This window comes from Acinetobacter sp. FL (genome assembly GCF_040744925.1).
Classification (GTDB): Bacteria; Pseudomonadota; Gammaproteobacteria; order Pseudomonadales; family Moraxellaceae; genus Acinetobacter; species Acinetobacter radioresistens.
The window spans coordinates 867812-886971 of record NZ_CP160437.1 but is presented as its reverse complement, the minus strand read 5'-3'; the positions used below and the strand labels follow the sequence as shown (position 1 = coordinate 886971).

Annotated in this window: 19 protein-coding genes and 1 pseudogene; 6 read left to right on the top strand and 14 right to left on the bottom strand. The window is 42.1% G+C overall.

Going from position 1 to position 19160, the window contains the following annotated elements:
- Positions 1 to 8: 8 nt before the first annotated feature.
- From ABZP31_RS04040 to ABZP31_RS04025, 4 genes are read right to left on the bottom strand one after another with little or no spacing between them, the layout of a single operon-like run.
- Positions 9 to 536: a nuclear transport factor 2 family protein gene (locus ABZP31_RS04040; RefSeq protein WP_017400903.1), complete on the bottom strand. Its 528-nt coding sequence runs from the start codon at positions 534 to 536 to the stop codon at positions 9 to 11.
- A gap of 12 nt (positions 537 to 548) precedes the next feature.
- Positions 549 to 908: a hypothetical protein gene (locus tag ABZP31_RS04035; RefSeq protein WP_005015237.1), complete on the bottom strand. Its 360-nt coding sequence runs from the start codon at positions 906 to 908 to the stop codon at positions 549 to 551.
- Between the two features lie 33 nt (positions 909 to 941).
- A complete protein-coding gene (locus tag ABZP31_RS04030; protein WP_017400902.1) occupies positions 942 to 2111 on the bottom strand; it encodes an acyl-CoA dehydrogenase family protein in 1170 nt (389 codons plus the stop codon).
- An 18-nt stretch (positions 2112 to 2129) separates the two neighbouring features.
- Positions 2130 to 3242, bottom strand: a complete 1113-nt coding sequence (locus ABZP31_RS04025; protein WP_017400901.1) for an amidase — start codon at positions 3240 to 3242, stop codon at positions 2130 to 2132.
- Positions 3243 to 3389: 147 nt separating this feature from the next.
- On the opposite strand from ABZP31_RS04025, the gene ABZP31_RS04020 reads away from it, so the two are divergent.
- Positions 3390 to 3857, top strand: coding sequence for a MarR family winged helix-turn-helix transcriptional regulator (locus ABZP31_RS04020; protein ID WP_005015243.1), 468 nt, complete (start codon positions 3390 to 3392; stop codon positions 3855 to 3857).
- Here ABZP31_RS04020 and ABZP31_RS04015 read toward each other — a convergent pair.
- The 4 genes from ABZP31_RS04015 to ABZP31_RS04000 form a co-directional block, all read right to left on the bottom strand.
- Positions 3850 to 4869 (bottom strand): 3-hydroxybutyryl-CoA dehydrogenase, encoded by a 1020-nt coding sequence (locus tag ABZP31_RS04015; RefSeq protein ID WP_017400900.1) that lies wholly within the window; start codon positions 4867 to 4869, stop codon positions 3850 to 3852. The genes ABZP31_RS04020 and ABZP31_RS04015 overlap by 8 nt on opposite strands.
- A gap of 1 nt (position 4870) precedes the next feature.
- On the bottom strand, positions 4871 to 5977 hold the full coding sequence (locus tag ABZP31_RS04010) for an NAD/NADP-dependent octopine/nopaline dehydrogenase family protein (protein WP_005025141.1): 1107 nt from the start codon (positions 5975 to 5977) through the stop codon (positions 4871 to 4873).
- A gap of 79 nt (positions 5978 to 6056) precedes the next feature.
- The gene (locus tag ABZP31_RS04005) at positions 6057 to 7070 is read right to left on the bottom strand and encodes an AraC family transcriptional regulator (RefSeq protein WP_005025139.1); all 1014 of its coding nucleotides are present in this window, start codon (positions 7068 to 7070) and stop codon (positions 6057 to 6059) included.
- 85 nt (positions 7071 to 7155) lie between these two features.
- Positions 7156 to 8505, bottom strand: coding sequence for an MFS transporter (locus ABZP31_RS04000; protein ID WP_106438627.1), 1350 nt, complete (start codon positions 8503 to 8505; stop codon positions 7156 to 7158).
- Between the two features lie 627 nt (positions 8506 to 9132).
- On the opposite strand from ABZP31_RS04000, the gene ABZP31_RS03995 reads away from it, so the two are divergent.
- The 5 genes from ABZP31_RS03995 to ABZP31_RS03975 all read left to right on the top strand — a co-directional run bounded on the left by ABZP31_RS03995 (position 9133) and on the right by ABZP31_RS03975 (position 13259).
- Positions 9133 to 10077 carry an ABC transporter permease gene (locus ABZP31_RS03995; protein ID WP_005025137.1) on the top strand — a complete coding sequence of 315 codons (945 nt, stop codon included), beginning with the start codon at positions 9133 to 9135 and terminating at the stop codon, positions 10075 to 10077.
- A complete protein-coding gene (locus tag ABZP31_RS03990) occupies positions 10077 to 10958 on the top strand; it encodes an ABC transporter ATP-binding protein (protein WP_005015262.1) in 882 nt (293 codons plus the stop codon). Before ABZP31_RS03995 ends, ABZP31_RS03990 begins: the two co-directional genes overlap by 1 nt.
- A gap of 77 nt (positions 10959 to 11035) precedes the next feature.
- Positions 11036 to 12043, top strand: coding sequence for a 2OG-Fe(II) oxygenase family protein (locus ABZP31_RS03985; RefSeq protein ID WP_005025134.1), 1008 nt, complete (start codon positions 11036 to 11038; stop codon positions 12041 to 12043).
- A complete protein-coding gene (locus tag ABZP31_RS03980; RefSeq protein ID WP_005025133.1) occupies positions 12040 to 12921 on the top strand; it encodes a hypothetical protein in 882 nt (293 codons plus the stop codon). Before ABZP31_RS03985 ends, ABZP31_RS03980 begins: the two co-directional genes overlap by 4 nt.
- Positions 12922 to 12929: 8 nt before the next feature.
- The gene (locus ABZP31_RS03975) at positions 12930 to 13259 is read left to right on the top strand and encodes an SMR family transporter (RefSeq protein ID WP_005025131.1); all 330 of its coding nucleotides are present in this window, start codon (positions 12930 to 12932) and stop codon (positions 13257 to 13259) included.
- Positions 13260 to 13346: 87 nt separating this feature from the next.
- Here ABZP31_RS03975 and ABZP31_RS03970 read toward each other — a convergent pair whose 3' ends face one another.
- From ABZP31_RS03970 to ABZP31_RS03945, 6 genes and pseudogenes are all read right to left on the bottom strand, one after another.
- Entirely contained in the window at positions 13347 to 14369 is a 1023-nt protein-coding gene (locus tag ABZP31_RS03970; protein ID WP_017400899.1) for an ABC transporter substrate-binding protein, read from the bottom strand.
- On the bottom strand, positions 14366 to 16174 hold the full coding sequence (gene atzF / locus ABZP31_RS03965; protein WP_367156914.1) for an allophanate hydrolase: 1809 nt from the start codon (positions 16172 to 16174) through the stop codon (positions 14366 to 14368). The genes ABZP31_RS03970 and atzF overlap by 4 nt, the downstream gene beginning before the upstream one ends.
- 11 nt (positions 16175 to 16185) lie before the next feature.
- Positions 16186 to 16629, bottom strand: coding sequence for a CopG family ribbon-helix-helix protein (locus tag ABZP31_RS03960; RefSeq protein ID WP_004280384.1), 444 nt, complete (start codon positions 16627 to 16629; stop codon positions 16186 to 16188).
- Entirely contained in the window at positions 16622 to 16753 is a 132-nt protein-coding gene (locus ABZP31_RS03955) for a hypothetical protein (protein WP_005025121.1), read from the bottom strand. Before ABZP31_RS03955 ends, ABZP31_RS03960 begins: the two co-directional genes overlap by 8 nt.
- Positions 16754 to 17222: 469 nt before the next feature.
- A pseudogene (locus ABZP31_RS03950) lies at positions 17223 to 17458 on the bottom strand (type II toxin-antitoxin system RelE/ParE family toxin); the annotation flags it as partial.
- 38 nt (positions 17459 to 17496) lie between these two features.
- The gene (locus tag ABZP31_RS03945; RefSeq protein WP_005025118.1) at positions 17497 to 19098 is read right to left on the bottom strand and encodes a hypothetical protein; all 1602 of its coding nucleotides are present in this window, start codon (positions 19096 to 19098) and stop codon (positions 17497 to 17499) included.
- Positions 19099 to 19160: the final 62 nt, after the last annotated feature.

The following is a 19160-nucleotide window of genomic DNA, read 5'->3' as shown; positions in this document are numbered from 1 at the left end:
TCCTGTCTTCATTCCTGAGCCGGTACTGGCAGTTCAGCTTCACTGTTCCAATGCGAAACAGGACGGCTAAATATATTTTCAGTCTGGAAATGCTTGATTTTCCACAAACCGTCATACTGTTTTCTAAATTTCACAGTGAGCCTGGCTGCATTTAAGTGGCTATGGGTATCACGGAAGGTCGAGGTCTGTAACATCAGCCAGCGACCTGTCGCCTCATAGCCATTGATATCAATCTGTTCTGAGCTGACAAAGTGCGCATTCAAGACAAAATGTGATTCTTTCTGGGTATAGCTTTTGAACATGTCATAGATTGCTTGCCATGATTCAAACTGACCGAAGGACCTGGAGTATTTTTCTCCGATTCCTTCCCAGATACTGTGACGGTCAAACAGGCCCATTAACTCGTTCAGGTCAGTATCTGCATCTAGAGCATCGCAGATTTCCATATAACGGTTTATGCAGTTACGAATCGCATTTTGTGCCTCAAGCTGTTCAAGCCGCATTAATACAGAGGCCAAGACTACTCCATCAGTCATTTCTGTTCATCCTTAACGCTGGATCACCAGTTCACGGCCTACACGTGCTTCAACCTTGCAGTATTTCCAGAGCTTGAATGGCCCTTCTCCTACCACTGTGGTTCTAAACAGGTTGCAGGCTGCATGAACCGTTTCTATATCTGGCACATCTGCCAACAAGTAGGTTGTCCATGGCCAGCCAGCACTTGGCCCTACCATACTTTGGTCATCGTCTAAACTTCCATATACGGTTACGCCCGGGAGGTCATGAATACCGTGCCACATTTCACCAAAAGCAGCCCAGACTGCCTTAGCTTCTGCTGGCTCTGCATCAAAAAAGTTCTGGTTAATCCCCATACAGAACAGCACACGTAAAGTCTTTTTCGCTTCCATTTCAAGATTCCTTTTTTAAATAATGCGTTAAGTTTATAAATAGCCGGGTGTCGGATTCAGCCCAAAACTGATTGCACCTGCATTTTGTAAAGTAGCGTCTCCCATAAAGGCATGCTGGGTGACCACGTTGGTATCATTTACAAAACGGCTAAACGGATGATTGGTATAGATCGCGGTCATACCGGCAAGCATTTGCATCTTTCGGGCGACTTTGGCTGCTATACGGGCAGCATGTGTGCATGACAACCGCATATCGCTAACCTGCTGGGCGGTTGGTTTGCGCCCTTCACTTACTTCCTTCCATACCACATCCATAGTCTGATAAAACCAGGTTCGGGCAGCCAGAAATTCGGCTTCTGACTGGGAAAATTCATATTGGGTGACTGGTCGCTGAGCGATCTCTGTCCCGCCCGTAATTGATGCCTTACCCGGTGCAAGCTTTTTAAACTCATCCAGGGCTGCAGCGGCCACTCCAATCCCTACCACCGTTAATACCTGAGTGGCTAAAGATAATGATGGGTACTTAAAAAATGGCTCGGGTAATTTTGAAGGCTCACCACGAACAAAGGTCCATTCCTTGGGTACCAGTACATTTTCCACAACCAGGTCATGACTGCCCGTTCCTTTCAGGCCCACAGTATCCCAAGTCATTTCAATTTTAGCTTTACTGGCGGGCATAACTGCCATACGTGGCAGGCCATGTGCTTCATTATCTTTTCGTGGTGCAATACCCACGCCGACAATATCAGCGCCCATGCAACCGCTTGAAAACTTCCAGCGTCCCTTGACCAAAACCCCGTTATCCGTAATTTCTGCCGGCTGAGGTGGAAAAATCCCCCCTGCAAAAACTATATCAGGGCTATCCTTGTAAAGTTCCTGAAGAGTAGTTTCAGGCAGGCTGCCCAAATAAGCCGGACTCATGCCGAAGCTTGCAACCCAACCGACTGAACCATCTGCCATAGACAGCTTTTCAATCAGTTCGCAGAATTGACGTGGTGAGCACTCATCTCCACCAAAACGTCGTGGTACCAAAGCACGATATACGCCCAACTGCTTCAAGCGCTCAATAATATCTTGGCTGACATACGCCTGATTATCAAATTCTCCAGTGCAGGCGCGCTCACGAATTTCCTGACATAAGGCATCCAGATTGACCACTGGCCTGACTTTTATATCCAATTCCTTGGCAGATAATTGATTCATTAGCTAACTCCTTGTCATTTAATGCGCTGCCTTAATAATAAAATCCGCGACCGCACATAGCTGCTCGTCTGCATTTTTCCTGCCTACCAACTGCAAGCCCACTGGCATACCTGTCATAGTTTGTAAAGGAATATTCAAAGCAGGATGACCTGATAAATTGAATGGACGCACCAGTGCAGTAAGATTTAAAAATGCTACAGTATTTTCAGCCTCTGCCACTCTAGGGGGTATCTGCGGTAAGGTAGGTAGAATCAGGACATCATACTGTTCAAGTAGCTCATCAATTTCCTGAGTAAACCTGGCTTTTACATCTTCTGCCTGCCGAACCTGCTCTAAAGTCGTTTTCGCCGCGTTAAGTAGTCGCTGTTGAACATCTGGACTGATTTTTCCGCTTTCTGTAAGCGTTCCATAAGCTTGCCAGTTTTCATAATTAATAATCTGCATCCCGGCTTGAAAGGCTTCACTAAACGTAGTTACCTGTACTGGCTCTACTTTTAAATTTGTCTGAGTCAGATAGTCTTTAACACAATCCCAGACTGCTGAATCCGCTTCTACATTAAGTACCGCCAGTTTAGGTTGATGCTGGATTTTTTCTGAAGACTTAAAAGTAGGGTCAATAATCTGCATTGCGGTAATAATCATTTCGACTGAACTGGCAAATGGTCCGACACAGTCCAGTGAGCTTTGCACAGGATAAACACCTTTACGGCTTACCCGCCCAAAACTGGGTTTAAAACCAAATACGCCACAGCAGGCTGCCGGCATGCGGATAGAACCGCCCGTATCTGTGCCCAGACTAAAATCGGCCAGGCCAGCAGCCACCGCGGCAGCCGAACCGCTGGATGATCCCCCTGGAATCAGATCTGGATACTTTGGATTAACAGGTGTACCAAATACAGGATTAATTCCTGTAATACCAAATGCCAGTTCATGCAGATTGGTTTTTGCAGTTATGACGCAATCAGCTTTCAAAATAAGGTCTACAACTTCTGCATTTGCCAATGCAGGCTCTACCTCCATGAGTGCCTTACTTCCTGCCATAGTTCTTAGGCCCCGAATGTCGATAGAGTCCTTAACCATGACTTTCAGTGCACCTGTACCTTCATGGACTTCCTGTGCGATAATATTCATTCACTTTTCCATGTATTTTTATTTTATAAGCTTAATATCTGAAAATTTAATGTAATTGTCAAGTAACTTTTATGAATGATAAGAAAGAAAATATTTCATAATTTTGTTTATAATGAATTTACATTTTTTCAAAGATATGGCTTTGTCATGCTGAGTCAGCTAGAACAGTTTTTACCTAATAAAGATCCAAATAGCTTAAAAAATTTCCCATTTTTCTGGATTTCTCAAATTAATGGGAAATATACTCAACTTATTGAAAAATCTATAAAAAAATTAGGAATAGATAATACCCGACGTAAAATTATTTTAAGTGTAAATGCAGTAAGTGAAGCCAGTATTACTGAAATTGCCAATCTTTCAACAATTAAATTGACGACCGCAACCAAAGCTGTTTATCGTCTGGTTGAAGACGATATTGTGGAAGTTTTTTCCTCACAACTTGATGAGCGGGTGTCTATGGTGAAACTTACTGAAAAAGGCCAGCAGATGGTTGAACAGATCAACCAGATCAGCCAGGTAACCCTGGCCGGAATTCTGCATGCTTTTGAAGAGGATGAGCTGCATGACTTAAACAAGCAGTTAAAAAAATTGTTTGACCTGATGCCTTCTAATTGATGCCAGTCTTATTTATTGATACCGGATGCTTTAAAATATCCGGTTCAGGCTGTAGACCTGCTACAGCAATGCGAGTGGTAAAGGCCTTCAATACCTGTAATTTATAGCTATCAATATCTACTGTATGATAATTATAAAAGCCCTGTTTTTCACGTAGCCCATTTCTTTTATTTTGCATGTTTTCAGCAATAATAGCCGGAGCGCTATGACGTGTACCCAGTTCTTTTTCCAGATACTGTGAAGCATAAAACAAAATATCACCTCCACCCCAGTCAATAAACTCAAGCAGGCCCAGTACAGAAAAACGCAGGCCAAATCCGGTTCTAATCGCAATATCAATATCTTCTGCCGAAGCTACACCTTCTTCAACCATACGGGCAGCTTCATTCATGGCCAGTGCCTGAATACGCGGCACAATATAGCCCGCACTGGCCTGACATACGACGGGTACCTTACCAATAATTTTTAAAAATGCTTTAAGGCGCTCTACCACTAAATCTGAGGTTTCTGCTGTCCGGCTTAACTCTACCAAAGGCATCAGATAAGCCGGATTTAGCCAATGTGCATTGATTACCCGTTCCGGTACAGAAAGCATCTGGGCAATCTCGCTCACCAAGAAAGTCGAAGTAGTAGATGCAACAATACATTCTGATGGCAGATACTGATCCAGCCATTTAAATATTTCCTGTTTAATCTCTTTAAGCTCAGGGACAGCTTCCATTACCAGCTCACAATGACTTAAAAAGTTCTGTGATTTATTTCTGCTGGTTACTTCAATACGTTTTAAAATAGTTTCAACGTATGTTTCCTGAATAAAGTTGATACTAACCAAGAGCTGCAACTCCTGAGAAATATCGCTAATAATCTTCTGTCTGTATATATGGAATTCTTCTGGATCGCGTTCTCTGGCATCTATCAACTGAATATTTAATCCTGCATAGGCAAAAGCAATCGAAATTGCCTTCCCCATACGCCCTGCTCCAACCACAGCAATTTGTTTGATTAACTGCATATCAGGCTCCCTGCTGTAAAATGGCAGACATTTCCTGACGGCTTTTTTGTGCTAGTTGCAGATTTTCCAGGGTACGACCAGTTTGATAGAAATTCTCTCCTGTGACTGCCGAGGCAAGATTCAGTAAACCCTCGGCAACCGGTGTCGGTACTCCAGCCCAGCGCCCAACAGAAACTAGAAAAGACAACCCCAACTTGGTATCTTCGAGCATATATCGGTGGGTATGCAGATCGATATCTTCACGCCAGTCTCCACTGTCGGTCAATTTTCCATGTGCCCCGCGGCCATACATCCACTCATCACCCTCTCCTTCTTTATTATAATGATCTGCCAGAGGAAAATGTGGTGCACTATAACCAAGCGCTTCACGAACTTGAATACGTTCAGTATCCAGCTGAGTAGTCACCCTGCGAATAGACTGTTGAGTCCCTTCATTGTGAATATCCCAGGTTTCAAAATACTCTAGTGCTCCGGCATTCATTAGTATCAGGGGTGGATGGATTACTGGTCCGGCATTCATCAGTGCTCCACTTAGGCTATTTTCAAGTGGCTCAATACTCGGATAAGCCTGCTGAAGTATCTGAAAAGCCCGCTCAGATAACTGGCTCGGAAAAACACCGGTAGGTAATCGGGTAGCGTAGCCACTCACCACAATCTGGTCAGCAGCGTGTTTACGGACCAGATAAGGTAACGTACCTGTTTCTGCAAATGCGACTTGGGCATAATTTTCTGCCTCTTTCATGGCTTGCGCGAAGATATAACTTCCAAAAGTCCCCGGCGGCAGAAAAACCACTTGTCCTTCCTGCAAGTAGGGCGCTATCTGTCGGGCCAGATCCTCATGAGTTGTCGCTGGTAAAGGTATAACGATAAGCGCTACCTGTTGAACCGCTTGCTGTAAATCCTCACATAAAGTGATCTGACTATTCTGAAATCCGACACTGACTGAACGGTTACCCTGATAGTCCTTGATTTTTAACTTGCCTGCTTCTGCTAGCCGCTTTAGAGCCTGTGTATCACGGCGCCACCATATTACCTCGTGATTTTTTTCAGCCATTTCTACTGCTGCTGCATAACAGCCATGGCCACCGCCCAGTACCGTAATTTTCATTGGTAATTTTCCTGATCTGCTTTTACTTGATGCTAAACAGGAGAAATCGGGCTGTCTTACCCGATTACGAACAGATTGTTCAGTTTACGAAATAAGATGAGCAATGCGGATGTGCCTGCCTCAAAGTCTGTGATGGCAGACAACCGTACCGTTTTTTATAAAGTGTAGAAAAATGCCCTAAACTGTTAATACCATTACGCAGCAGAATATCAGTTACAGTTTCATGCGCTTGGCTATGCTGTAACTCATGATGGATGAGTTTAATACGCAAGTCTCGAATATAGTCAATTGGGGTTTGATGGAAATACTGGTTAAAGCCTTTTTGCAGGGTCCGCACCGATACTCCGCACTGCTTGCCCAGCTCTGCCAGTACAATATTATTTCGGATATGCCGGGCAATATACTGTCTGGCTTTGTTCATATAGCCAGGTAATATAACTTTCCCCCTTTGCTGCAGTTGCGCAGTATAATTATTCGGAACCTTCAGTAAAATCAGCTCAATCAGATATCGGCCGAAGCTTTCAGAAATAGTATCCCAATGCTGGATGTTGTAATGGGCATGACAAAGATAGTTCAGAGTTTCGATAATCGCCTCGACACCTTCTGTCGTACAGGATATACCGCAGTCAAACAGTAGTGGCTCTGCTACCATATGGCCGAGCATTTTGTAGAGCTGTGTATCAACCTCCTGTCTGGACAGCTTCAGAATAATATTACGACAGTGCTGGCTGGTAATAATCCGATTTTTACTATGGGGATGTGAAACCGTCATAATACCAGGTGACTGTATAATCAGCCGGGCATCATGTTCGATCTTGCACTCGCCCTCAAGCGTAACTCTGAACAGATAATGGGCAGAAGATTCATCTATAGTAATTGCCACAGGCGCACTGTATTTCAGATCATAGAGTGCTGATGTGCCAAAGCTAAAACCATTAAGACGCGTATTTAGAATCTGGCTGGAATCTACCTCAAACTGATGGGGGCACAGATAATGGCTGATCTGCTGTTTAATAGTGTGATAGTCGGTCGAACTGAACAATAAAAAATGATCAAGATAATGCAGACGGTCTAGTTGTGAAATCAGGCTCATATTCCAGCTCCATCTAAGTTTTATTTATTTTTAAATAAAAAATGCCTACTGCAAGCAATAGGCATAAATATGATATGTTCTCTTCCTAAGCTGCATGTTCCTTTTGCATACTTTGGGCAAACGCTTTACAGCCAAATTTCAGCAGCAGAAAAGCCACTACACATGAAATTGCGCCAACAATTGATAAAGACATGCCTACCATCAATGGATTTTCAAAGATTTTGTCAGTAATTAATGCAACCAGTGTCGTTCCAATTCCTACTGCAACCAGATTACTGATTAGCAGAAAAATTGCCGAGATCTGAGCACGTAACTGGTTTGGTGCCAGCATTTGCATCGCCGTAGTGGAAATAGGCATTGGAAATGACGCAAAGAACATTGCAGGCACCAGCAAGGTAACAGAGAGCCATAATGGTTCAACTTGCGTAAAAAACATGATCGGCAAAATTAACCCTGTGATTCCAATAACACCTGTAATCATAGGGGCATCTTTACGGCCTTTTTTAACAAACCAGTCATTTAGCCAGCCTGCACAGAATACACCTAAAGTATTAGCCACCAGCAATACACTACCTAGCATATAACCGGCTTCTGTCGGGGTCATTCCATATTTCCGCATATAAAAAGCAGGTGTCCAGCTGGTTAAACAGTACAGTGCCATCGCATAAAATGTAAAACCCAGATAATGGCAAGTAAAAGTTTTACGGTGCTTGCCAATAAAACTGAAGCTGGATTTAAAACTGACTTTTTCTACTTCACCGTGAGCATTAAGACGCTGACCTTTACGCTTTGGCTCTTTCACAGTGAGTATAAATAGCAGGCCAATAAAAATGCCGGGTAATCCAACAATAATAAATGCCATTTGCCAGGCTTTTAACATACCAAAAAATGGCACATCAATCAGGCTTGTGTCCTTCAGCAATCCAATAACATAGCCACCGACCAGAAAGGCAATGCCGCCTCCTACAAAAGAACCAATTGAATAAACTGCTACTGCACGTCCCAGTTTTTCTTTGCTAAACATATCGCTAAACATCGAGTAAGCAGCAGGTGACAGAGCAGCTTCACCAATTCCGACCCCCATACGGCTCAAGAAAAGCTGCACGAAGTTTTTACTGAGTCCGCAGAATGCTGTAGCCAGACTCCAGAAAATAATTCCGATAGAAATCAGTTTTGGCCGGGAAAAACGGTCAGCAATATAGGCAAGTGGCAATCCCATAAAGGCATAAAACAGGGAAAAAGCCAAACCATGCAGCAGGCTAAACTGGGTGTCTGTCAGATTCAGGTCAGCCTTGATCGGCTCGATCATCAGTGCCAGAATCTGCCGGTCAATAAACGAAAAAATATAGGCCAGCATACACAGCAGTACGACGTACCAGGTATATACACTTGATTTACTTATACTTCCTTCTGTCTGTATATTGAGATTACTCATATACTTACCTCCATGTCGGTCCTGTGTATCGGTTCAGGACCATTTTTCTGTTTAGTACTTATCATTTTTATATAATCTTCTTCTCATACTGTGCTCTACACCTGATCCGTGGCGCCTGAATAACAAAATCTAGTGAATATAAGGCTTATTATTCAAAATTATTGTTATTCATTGAGCTAAACTGCTGCTGAGCTCCGGGTCTATATTATGAAAAGTACTCCCCCTCTATACTGAATAATTATTTTCTTTTTATCTGTAATTTTCCATAACTTTTTAAGTATAATTTTATACCTTAACTTGTTTTATCTCTAAGTATTCCTGTTTGTAGTTTTAATAAGTTAATGAAAAAATTAATTAATTTAGAACTATTTTATTTCTAGAAGAATAAAGCCCTAAATAAATGCATTATTTGTTTAATATGATGGTTTTGATTAGCCTTGTAATCTGTTTTTCCACCGCCTTAGATATAATTATATTTATTATTTTAAAACATATAGTTAAATTAAAAAATACAAACCAGTTTTAGCTTGAAATTCTATAATTACTCTTCTGCTTTGTAGGCTTGGCATTCATTTTGCTTAATCAGTATTACGTTTTATAAAATTTGTAATATTGAGGGGCAACACTATGAGTTACGTTGCACATGAACTCAGTTCAAGAAACAAACTGCTATTTGGCTTGGGGTCTTTTCTAATACCAGTTTTAATTTGGTGTGCAGTCAGTTATTTACCCTGGATCTGGCATCCACAAGTCCAAATTACGGATTCAGGTAGTGTTGCCTATTTACAGGTTGATAGTCGTATTGATAAAAATACCTTTTTTTCTGCTGCCCAGTCTGCAATAGATCAAGGTCTTGCTCCACCGCAAGGTATACTCGTCAATCCAATTTATTTGCCCGCACCGCACGAAGTTGCAACTGCACTGGTCACAGCTTTTACCACTGCACCTGCTCAGGCCAATGTTCCCTGGTTTCATGAAAGCCTTTGGCACAGTATCAAGCTGGTGTTTACGGCATTCTTTATTTCTTCACTGATTGGTATTCCACTCGGTATTTTATGTGGTTTTTCCAATAAACTTTCCCAGTTGACCGAACCTTTTATCGAGTTTTTCCGCTACCTGCCTGCCCCGGCCTTTGGCGCGCTTGCCGTCGCTATTTTAGGAATCAATGATGCACCCAAAATAGCCATCATTGTCATCGGCACCCTGTTCCAGCAAATTCTAATTATTGCCAATACCACACGTCTGGTCGATCGTAGTCTGATTGAGGCCGGTTTCACTTTGGGTACTAATAAAATTAAAAGTCTATTTCATGTGGTGATTCCGGCAGCCATGCCAGAAATTTATCGTAATCTGCGCGTGCTGCTGGGTTGGGCATGGACCTATTTAATCGTGGCTGAACTGATTGGTAGTACCTCGGGTATTACCTGGTTTATTACCCAACAGGCTCGTTATCAGAACTTTGCAAATGTCTTCGCAGCTATCTTGATCATTGGTGTGATTGGCCTGGTTTGCGATTTAATTTTAATGAAACTGGGACAGCGCCTATTTAAATGGAAACCGGGAGCAAACTAATGCAACACACTGAATTTAATACCCGTGAATACTTTGACAAAATTTACGCCCGTCCGGTGATTCTTGAAGCAAAGCAACTGACGCAAAAATTCAGTCATGGCAAAACCGAGCGTACGGTTTTAAATGCACTCAATTTGAAAATTCATAAGCGGGAGTTCATCTGTGTGATTGGGCCTTCCGGTTGTGGCAAGTCAACCTTTAGCCGTGTAGTTGCAGGACTTGACCCTTATAGCAGTGGTGAGATTCTGGTGGATGGCCAGCCGATTACCAGCCCAAGTCCGGAGCGTGGCATGGTGTTCCAGGGCTATACCCTGTTTCCATGGAAAACCGTCAAGGAAAATGTCATGTTTGGTCCGCGCATGAAAGGCCAAAGTAGTGCAGTAGCCGAAGCACAGGCCCGTGAATGGATCAATATTATTGGTCTGGAAAAGTATGAAAACCAGTATCCGCATGAGCTGTCTGGCGGGATGAAACAGCGTGTCGCGATTGCCCGTGCATTGGTCAATGAACCGAAAATCCTGCTGATGGATGAACCTTTTGGGGCACTTGATCCGCATACGCGGCAAAAAATGCAGCGTCACCTGATGGATCTTTGGCAAAACATTGATATCACCATCATTTTTGTGACTCACGATATGGATGAAGCCATTTTACTGGCTGACCGGATTGTGGCACTGAAAGCCAATCCGGGTGAAATCAAGGAAATTATTGAAGTAGATCTCCCTCGTCCACGCCACCCGGAACTGATGCTGACTCCAGAATTTAAACAGTTAAGACAGCATGTCGATCATCTGGTGCATGCTGAAGAAGATGAACTGGATCCGGCACTGGCAGAACTGCCGGTCATTCCGCGTATGACCAAGGTCAGCAGCAAGAAATAATCTTATTCAAAATGCCTTTGGGACGACCTGAAGGTTTTAATCGCTGTGTTGGACGACCAACATTAGAGGTGATTGTCATGCAAGCGCAATATGTACTCCCACTGGTTGATATTTCAAAATTGCAAAGTCCGGATTTAGCTGATCGTATTGAAGTTGCTCATGCTCTGGATCAGGCTTGTAAAGAGGTTGGCTTTCTTTATCTCAAGGGTGACCAGTTCAATTTTGATCACGCCAAAGCCCTGATTGAAATGGCCCAGTCCTATTTTTCTCAGGATCTAAACACCAAGATGCAGCACTATATTGGCAAATCAAAAAACCATAGTGGCTATGTGCCGATTGGCGAAGAACAGTTTGCAGGCAACAGTTATGATTTAAAAGAAGCCTATGATGTCAATTATGATTATCAGGGTACACAAAAAAACTGTCCTTTACTTGGCCCTACCTTATGGCCAGACCATCCGGATTTCAAGACTGTTGTCAGCCAGTATTATGGCCACTTGCGTGGAATCAGCCAGCAGATTTTTTCTGCCTTTGCACTGGCATTGGGCGTTCGTGAGGATTTTTTCGAAAGCAAAATTACTGATGCACCAAGTCAGCTACGCTTGATTCATTATCCCTATCATCCGGAAGTGCAAGATGCCGAAGGTATAGGTGCCCATACCGATTACGAATGCTTTACCTTGCTGTTACCGACCGCACCCGGCTTACAGGTTTTGAATAAAGCCGGTGAATGGATCGATATTCCATTGATTGAAAATACTCTGGTGATGAACATTGGTGACATGATGGAAATTCTGTCCAATGGTAAATATCTGGCCACCAAGCATCGGGTGAAAAAAGTGTCGGAAGAACGTTATTCATTTCCGCTGTTTTGTGCCTGCAATTATAACACCGTGATTGAACCGGTTATTCACACTGAAAACAGCAAATATGCTGCCCTGATTGGTGGTGAGCACCTGTTTAATCAGACCGCCCAGACCTTTCAATATTTAAAACAGCGCGTCGCTAGCGGTGAATTGGTCTTAAAAAATGCTGTACCACTTTCCTCTTTTGGACTTGAAGAACAGGCGGAGACAACATCATGAATCTGTTCGAAGTGATTAAGACTTTAAAACCTACGACTACTCAGCCAGAGATGATTCCGGACTTTTTATATGGGGCTTTCCGGCGTAAAAGCATCAGCTTTTTTAATGGCCTGACTGATGAAAATACCATTGTGTATTGGTTTCAGTCGCGCAGTTTTACCATTGATCTTCGTCTAAAAAGCCAGACAGGAACAGCTGTTCAGGAACGCCAAGGCTGGATTGGCAATACGCTTTGGGATAGCGCCAGCCAACTTTTGTCCTGGGAAGTGAAAGACTACGCCAATTACCAGAATCATGTGCAGTGGCCGGAACCAGCCAAGTTACATGCGATTGGCAACTGCATTCTGGAATTTTCTCCAAGTCATGTCTATGTCGAAGACTGGCGCCAGCAGGTACAACGTGGCCTGTTTTTAAGCTTGCGGCTTCAGTCTGCAATTGAAGTGCAATCTGGTCAGACACTGGAAATGGATGGTGGCCTGATTATTTGTGCTGATCATATTGCCTATGCCCTGACGCGTTTGCCTGAAGTGCAAAGCGCAGTCGCTCAAATGGACTTTAAAGCTGTCGATCCGACCGTGTTTGCCTTGTTGGAAAGTTTTGAGGTTTCTATCGGGACTGATGCTCAAGCTAAAACTTACAGCACCCGCACAAGCGAAACAGGCAAAGCCTTTAATCTGGAAAATTTTGAAGTGCTCAATGAAAGCAGTCTGATTCAGCGTGTGGTTCTCGATGACCGTAAAATCGATCTGATTTTTGAGCTGGATATATACCAGCCGGATTACCACTTTCAATATACAACCTCCACGACTACACAAGCTGAAAACTGGCTGAAATCAGAACAGGATCACCTGATGCATCATGCAGAACGGGTGCTATAGGGAGAAATATGTCTTTTTTATATCTTTCAATTGCCATTATTGCAGAAGTTATTGCAACATCTGCACTCAAAGCTTCAAATGGTTTTAGCGTGTTCTGGCCTTCACTTGCCACCATTGCCGGCTATGCAATTGCCCTGTTTTTTCTGTCACTGACTATGAAAACCATTCCGATGGGTATTGCTTATGCGATCTGGTCAGGGGCTGGTATTATCCTGATTTCAACAGTTGGCTTGCTGGTATTTAAACAGCAACTGGATCTTCCTGCACTGATCGGTCTGGCGTTTATGATCATTGGCATTATTTTTATCAATGTCTTTTCCAAAAGTACGCAGCTTTAATTTTTTAATCTTCATCTGACTATAAAAATCCCCAATCTGGGGATTTTTTATAGCTTTAGTTTACATTCCGGAATGAGGCGGCAAGCTCTATTTGAGTTCTTGTACCAAAGTTGGAACAATCACACCATCCACATTCATTTCCGTTGTATAAATGCCGTTAGCCACATTGAACTTGTTCACATGATAGGTTGAGCCATAAATTGAATCAAAACCATTACCTTTGGTAAATACTTTCTTGTTGGCTGCCAGATCCAGTAAATGTGTACCGTCAATAAACTGCATATAGGTTTTTGGGTCAACACCGACCCGTTTGGACATGATCTGTGCAGCGTCTTCTCGAGTCGCCGGATCATTGATGTATTTGACGGTTTTATCCCAGACCTGAATTACCTTTTTCCATTGCTCTTTATTGGCTTCCAGATGGGCCGGGTTTACAGTCAGGGTATCGTAGATCAGGCCAGGTTTATCTTTAGAGGTAAAAATGATTTTTGAACCAGCTACCGCAGATAGAGCCTGATTTGCCACCGGCTGCCATACAGCAATCGCATCAATATCAGGTGTGGCAAACACCTGTGGCAATTCATTGGTCATGGTATTGACCAGCTTAACCTCATTCAGGCCAACTTTGGCATCATCCAGTGCAGTGGATAGCAGCAAGTGATCCACCAGACCTTTTTCAGTCGCAACAGTTTTTCCTCGCAAGTCCTGTATAGAGTTAATTCCGTTCTTGGCAATGATTACATCATTTCCAGCTGAATAGTCAGTTGCCATGATCATCACGCCTTTGGTACCCCCTGAACCGGTGACCAGATTATCGCCATTAGTGACCATTACGGCATCCAGCTGATTGGCTGCAAATGCAGAGAGTGAAGAAGAATAATCAAACCACTTAAAATCGGCATTGATACCTGCTTCTTTAAGCCAGCCTTTTTCAATCGCTACCTGCCAGGCTACAAAGCCCGGCCAGTCGCTATAACCAATCCGAATCGGCTGGTTTTGCGTACTCTCACTTGCTTTGGTATTTGATGCAGGAATTTTTGCAGTATTGTCACAGCCACTAAAAAGGATTACAGACAGTACGGAAACGGACATCAGTGCTTTTTTGATCATTTTGCGACTTCCCCTATGCATTCACATTTAAATTTGGTATTTGAAAGTTGTCTAGATTTCATAAATTCGCGCCAGCCACCGAAATGACTGATATCTGTGGCATCTTCAAGCGCATAACCTTCACAGATAAAACTTTTGACCCAAGTACCATCAATCAGCTGGGCATTGCCAATGCCCAATGGTGCCGGTACTTCTGCAACAATGTCCCCGAATAGGGCACGCGGAATGTCCCAGACCTCTACTTCAATCGAGGAACCTGTCGCGTTGTATTGCAGGCCAGGTTTTGGCGGTGTGGTATTTTTTAAGGCATAGAGTTTGTAATGCGAAGCAGTCCGGGTCTGTTTGATCAGGGTGCCACCACGTGTGGTCAGCTGAAAATTCAGCGGCATGCCGGTCAGATGTGTACCGACGACAGCCAGTTTGACGCTGTGACCCGATGAGATTTCAGTTGTTTTTTCATAGTTGCGTTCAGAAGTTCCCAGTTTTAACTGGCTTGCCTGCTGCCATTTTTGCCCGAATTTGGCCAGTGCCTCATCCATCCAGGCTGGCGCAATAAAGGTCACGCCCGTTGGCAAACCATCGGCACGAATGCTATTTGGTAGCGCCAAAGCCGACAGATCGGCAAAATTGACAAAATTGGTATAAGCGCCCATGTGGCTGTTTTTGACCAGAGGATCAGCTTCTACTTCTGCAATACGATAAATGGTAGGTGCGGTCGGCACCATCAAGGCATCATACGCTGCCAGCGTATTTTGAATAACACGGCTCAGGCGGGCGCGTTCATATTCATCCTGCATGACATCGACCGCACTGAACCGGTCTGCCTGCGCAATGATTTGACCAATGACCGGATGGGTCTGCTTGCGTTGCACCATTTTTTCCACGGCACTGGTACGTTCAGCCACCCAAGAGCGATTATACAGGGCCGCTGCCAGTTGCTGAAATGGAGTAAAATCAATCGGCTCAACCGTATAACCCAAACTTTGCGCACGTGTGATTGCCAGTTGAAATACTTTTTCAGTTTCGGCGTCGCCATAAAATTCTAGTGTATCCGGAATGGCAATTTTCCCTTTTGAAAATTGGCTCGGTACATTCTGAGGATGCATTCTGGAATAATCATCGCTGGCATCATAGCCCTGCATGACTTGCGCTACCTGCCAGGCATCATCCACCGTTAAGGCAAAAATCGAAATCACATCGATGGTGCGACAAGCCGGAATCAGGCCGGTAGTCGAGAACCAGCCTTTGGTCGATTTGAGCCCGACAATGTTATTGTGCCCTGCCGGTACACGTCCTGAACCTGCAGTATCTGTACCCAGTGAAAATGGCACTAATCCGTTTGCGACGACTACACTGGAACCCGAACTCGAACCGCCACTGATATATTCAGAATTAAAGCTGTTCTTCACCGCGCCGTATGGAGAGCGCACCCCAACCAGACCCGTCGCAAACTGATCCAGATTGGTTTTACCCACGACAATCGCACCGGCAGCTTTTAATTTGGCTACTGCTGTTGCATCGGAAGTCGCCAGATAAGCTGCCTCTTTACATGCTACTGTGGTATAGAACCCTGCAACATCAATATTGTCCTTGACCGCAAATGGCACCCCATAAAGTGGCAAGCTTGCACTATCTGCACCAGTCAATGCATCAATTTGTGCCTGTAATTGTGCTGCCGTCGCAATTGAAATCCAGGCATGATCCTCATTATTCAACCCGGCAACATACTCAATCAGGTCACTAAGCTGGATATTGTTATTCTGGTAGGCGTGTTGCCAGTCCTGTACAGTCCATAAATTGTGCACAGCTGTTCTCCTTAAGTGTGTTCGGTATTTTGTGGAATGGGCGGCATGACGGCATCCATCAGTTCGAGATGGCCTTTAATCACGCCTTTCAGTGCAATAAATTGTTCGCTAATTTCTTTCAGATCACTGCTCGCGCCCTGCATCAGCATGACTTGCAAGATTTTTTCATCATCCAGCTGGATATGAAGTGAATTGATCACTTGCGCCAGATACTGCTGCTGCAGATCGACCAGCTGACTGCGCAGCGGTTTCAGACTGACGTCATAGAGCAAAGTGAGTGTGCCAACCATGACTTCATCGCGAATCACCAGATCATCAATCAGGTGACGGTTAATCATGTCGACAATGGCTTGCGAGCGGCTTTCATAGTGCTGCTCGACAATTTTTTGATCCATTGCATGCAGTGTGGTTTCTGGCACGGTAATACTGATACGTGCCAATTTTTGTTTAGGCACGATGTTGATCCTTGGATTGATATTGTGAAGATTGTTTAATGTGAAAGCCTGCGCGTACGCTAAGCAGCTCAACCAGAAAGTGAAGCCATGGATGCATTTTTTTATTTGATGTCGGATTGTTCATGTGCATCTCCTGTGGATATTACAAAACCAGAATTTCGTATTACTTAGGAAAATGCAGAAAGCGTGCCAGTTTTTACTTATTTGGATGAGGTAAATAAAGTTACATAAAAGGGTGAAAAAAAGCCCCATAAGATTGAAATGGGGCTTGTTCTAAAGCAAAAGTAAGTTTTGTATTTCACCGGTTTATTCCATTTTGATTGCTCATGTCCTTGCTATTCTTTTTATACATGAATGGTTAACCGATGTTTGGAATTTAGTGGTCAAGTGCTTTATTCTCCTCTATTTATAGTTGTATATAAATAAAAGCATAAAGCATGCCATAATATAAAATAGAATAGATTTAAGCAGAATGCGTGGGGAATTAATTACATACGCAAATTGAGGCAAAACAAGAATGATTTATTTTTTAAGTATGCCTAAAAAATATGCCATTTTGCACCATTGGGGTTCGAGTGTGCATCAAAGTGTGGCTAAAGGATGTTTAATAATGGCAAGCACTTCTTAGATAATTTTTTACATCTTTTATAGATGGCATCTCGACGATCTACATCTAGTACCAAAACGACAATTTTGAAGTCGATAAGCTGATATACTAAGCGATAGCCTGCCGATCTAAGTTTTACTTTAGATAAATCAAATGATCCACTAAGTTTATTTTTGGAATCTTAGAATTTTCCAAAAAAATGGTTTCGAGCTTACGAATGAACAATCGTAAAATTTAAAACCGTTATTTAATTTCTGAAATTAATTTTTTTGTAAGTTAAAAGCCTCTAAAGAAACCTCTCGATTTAAATAACTAGTTTCATCCTTAGGTAGAACCTTATACTTATATTCTATTCTACCTTCTTTATTTTTTGTTTTTTCAACCACCTCAAAAAGAGGATTAATAATGGTAGTTTTTATATAAATCTTGGTTGACTTAACCTTAGTGTCTAACAATATGAAATTACTCAATTTTCTATTTTCAAGAATAATAATTTCATAGTCTTCTTGTGCAAAGATTGCATCTAATTCTTGTTTTTCATTATTTGGAATAAAATTACTGAACGCAGAAAATTTCTTTTCGTGACTTTTATTTGCTAACAACTCAACTATTTCGTAAGAATTGTTAATTTCTGTATTATTTAGTGGAAAATCAGACCTAAAAAGAACATCTACCTTTAATTTTTCGCTGATTTTTCTAGCATTTTCTACATATTCTAATAATATATACATAGAGTTTATCCAATCTTTTTGAAAATTTTCAGTAATTACAGATGATATTTCAATTCCATTTACTGAAAGTCTAACCTTTAATTGATTACATTCTGCGAGAAGCTTATATACTCTTTTAATCTGATTAAAATAAGTTAGTCGTTCGACTGGTATATCATCCCAATTTTTAAGATGGATAGAAATCTCAAAATGTATTTTATTCGGCTCTCCAATTTTGATAGGTGAATTTTTATACTTTATGGTCATTAAACCTTCAAATTTCGTAATTTCTAAAGAATGTGATTTTTCTCCATAAACCACCTCAGAATTACCACTCAAGATAAGATTTTCTTTTTCATCAAAAAACTCTAACTCTCCTCTTAAATCGCTATTTTTCTTAACATATAGCTTTCCATCCTTTATCTGAGAAGGAAAAATAACATTTAAAGCTTCTGAATTAGAACTAATGGCATCAACATCTATTTCAAAAGTTTCCCCACCTTCAATTAACTTAGTATATTTCTTGGTAAACTCTTCAGCACTATTAGGTTTAAAATTAATTTTTACTGACTCTTCACTATCTTCTGCCACATCTATTCTATAATGAGTTGTGCTATTGATATAGTCACAGGAAATATTTAGTCTTGGATCAAGTATCCTAAGCTCTTCTTGAACTATTTTAGAAATAGTATTTAAAGAAGAATTTGCCACACCTATAAAGCTTTGACCTGATCTATGACTTTCAAGCACCCTTAATTGTGCTTCCTTTTGAAACTCACTTTCCGCATATAGAGGACTATTACTATTCGCCAATAATTTAAGCTCAGCTTTATTTTTCCACTCTTTTAATAACTCAACAGAATATGCATCAGGTTCTATATCAATTTTTCTAGCACAATGATTACATAACCAAATTCCATTCTCTATAGATTTTCTCTCTTGCTGAGACATAGTTTCATCATATCTTGGTCCTCCTACACTTGCTGCACATATATGTGCGGCTGTACCAGTAAGATTAATTTTATCTAAGGTAGCTTTTTGTGGCTCAATTGTTTGCTTACCACAATCTGGATTAGAACAAAGATTATTTACCCGTTCTCTTAATGCTCTCACAACAGGTTTTGAAAAATTATCTCTTCGTGTATTTGTCATAACATTAGAAAATTTATTGTAAGTATAAATATCATTTTAAACTAAACTATTAATTCATTGAA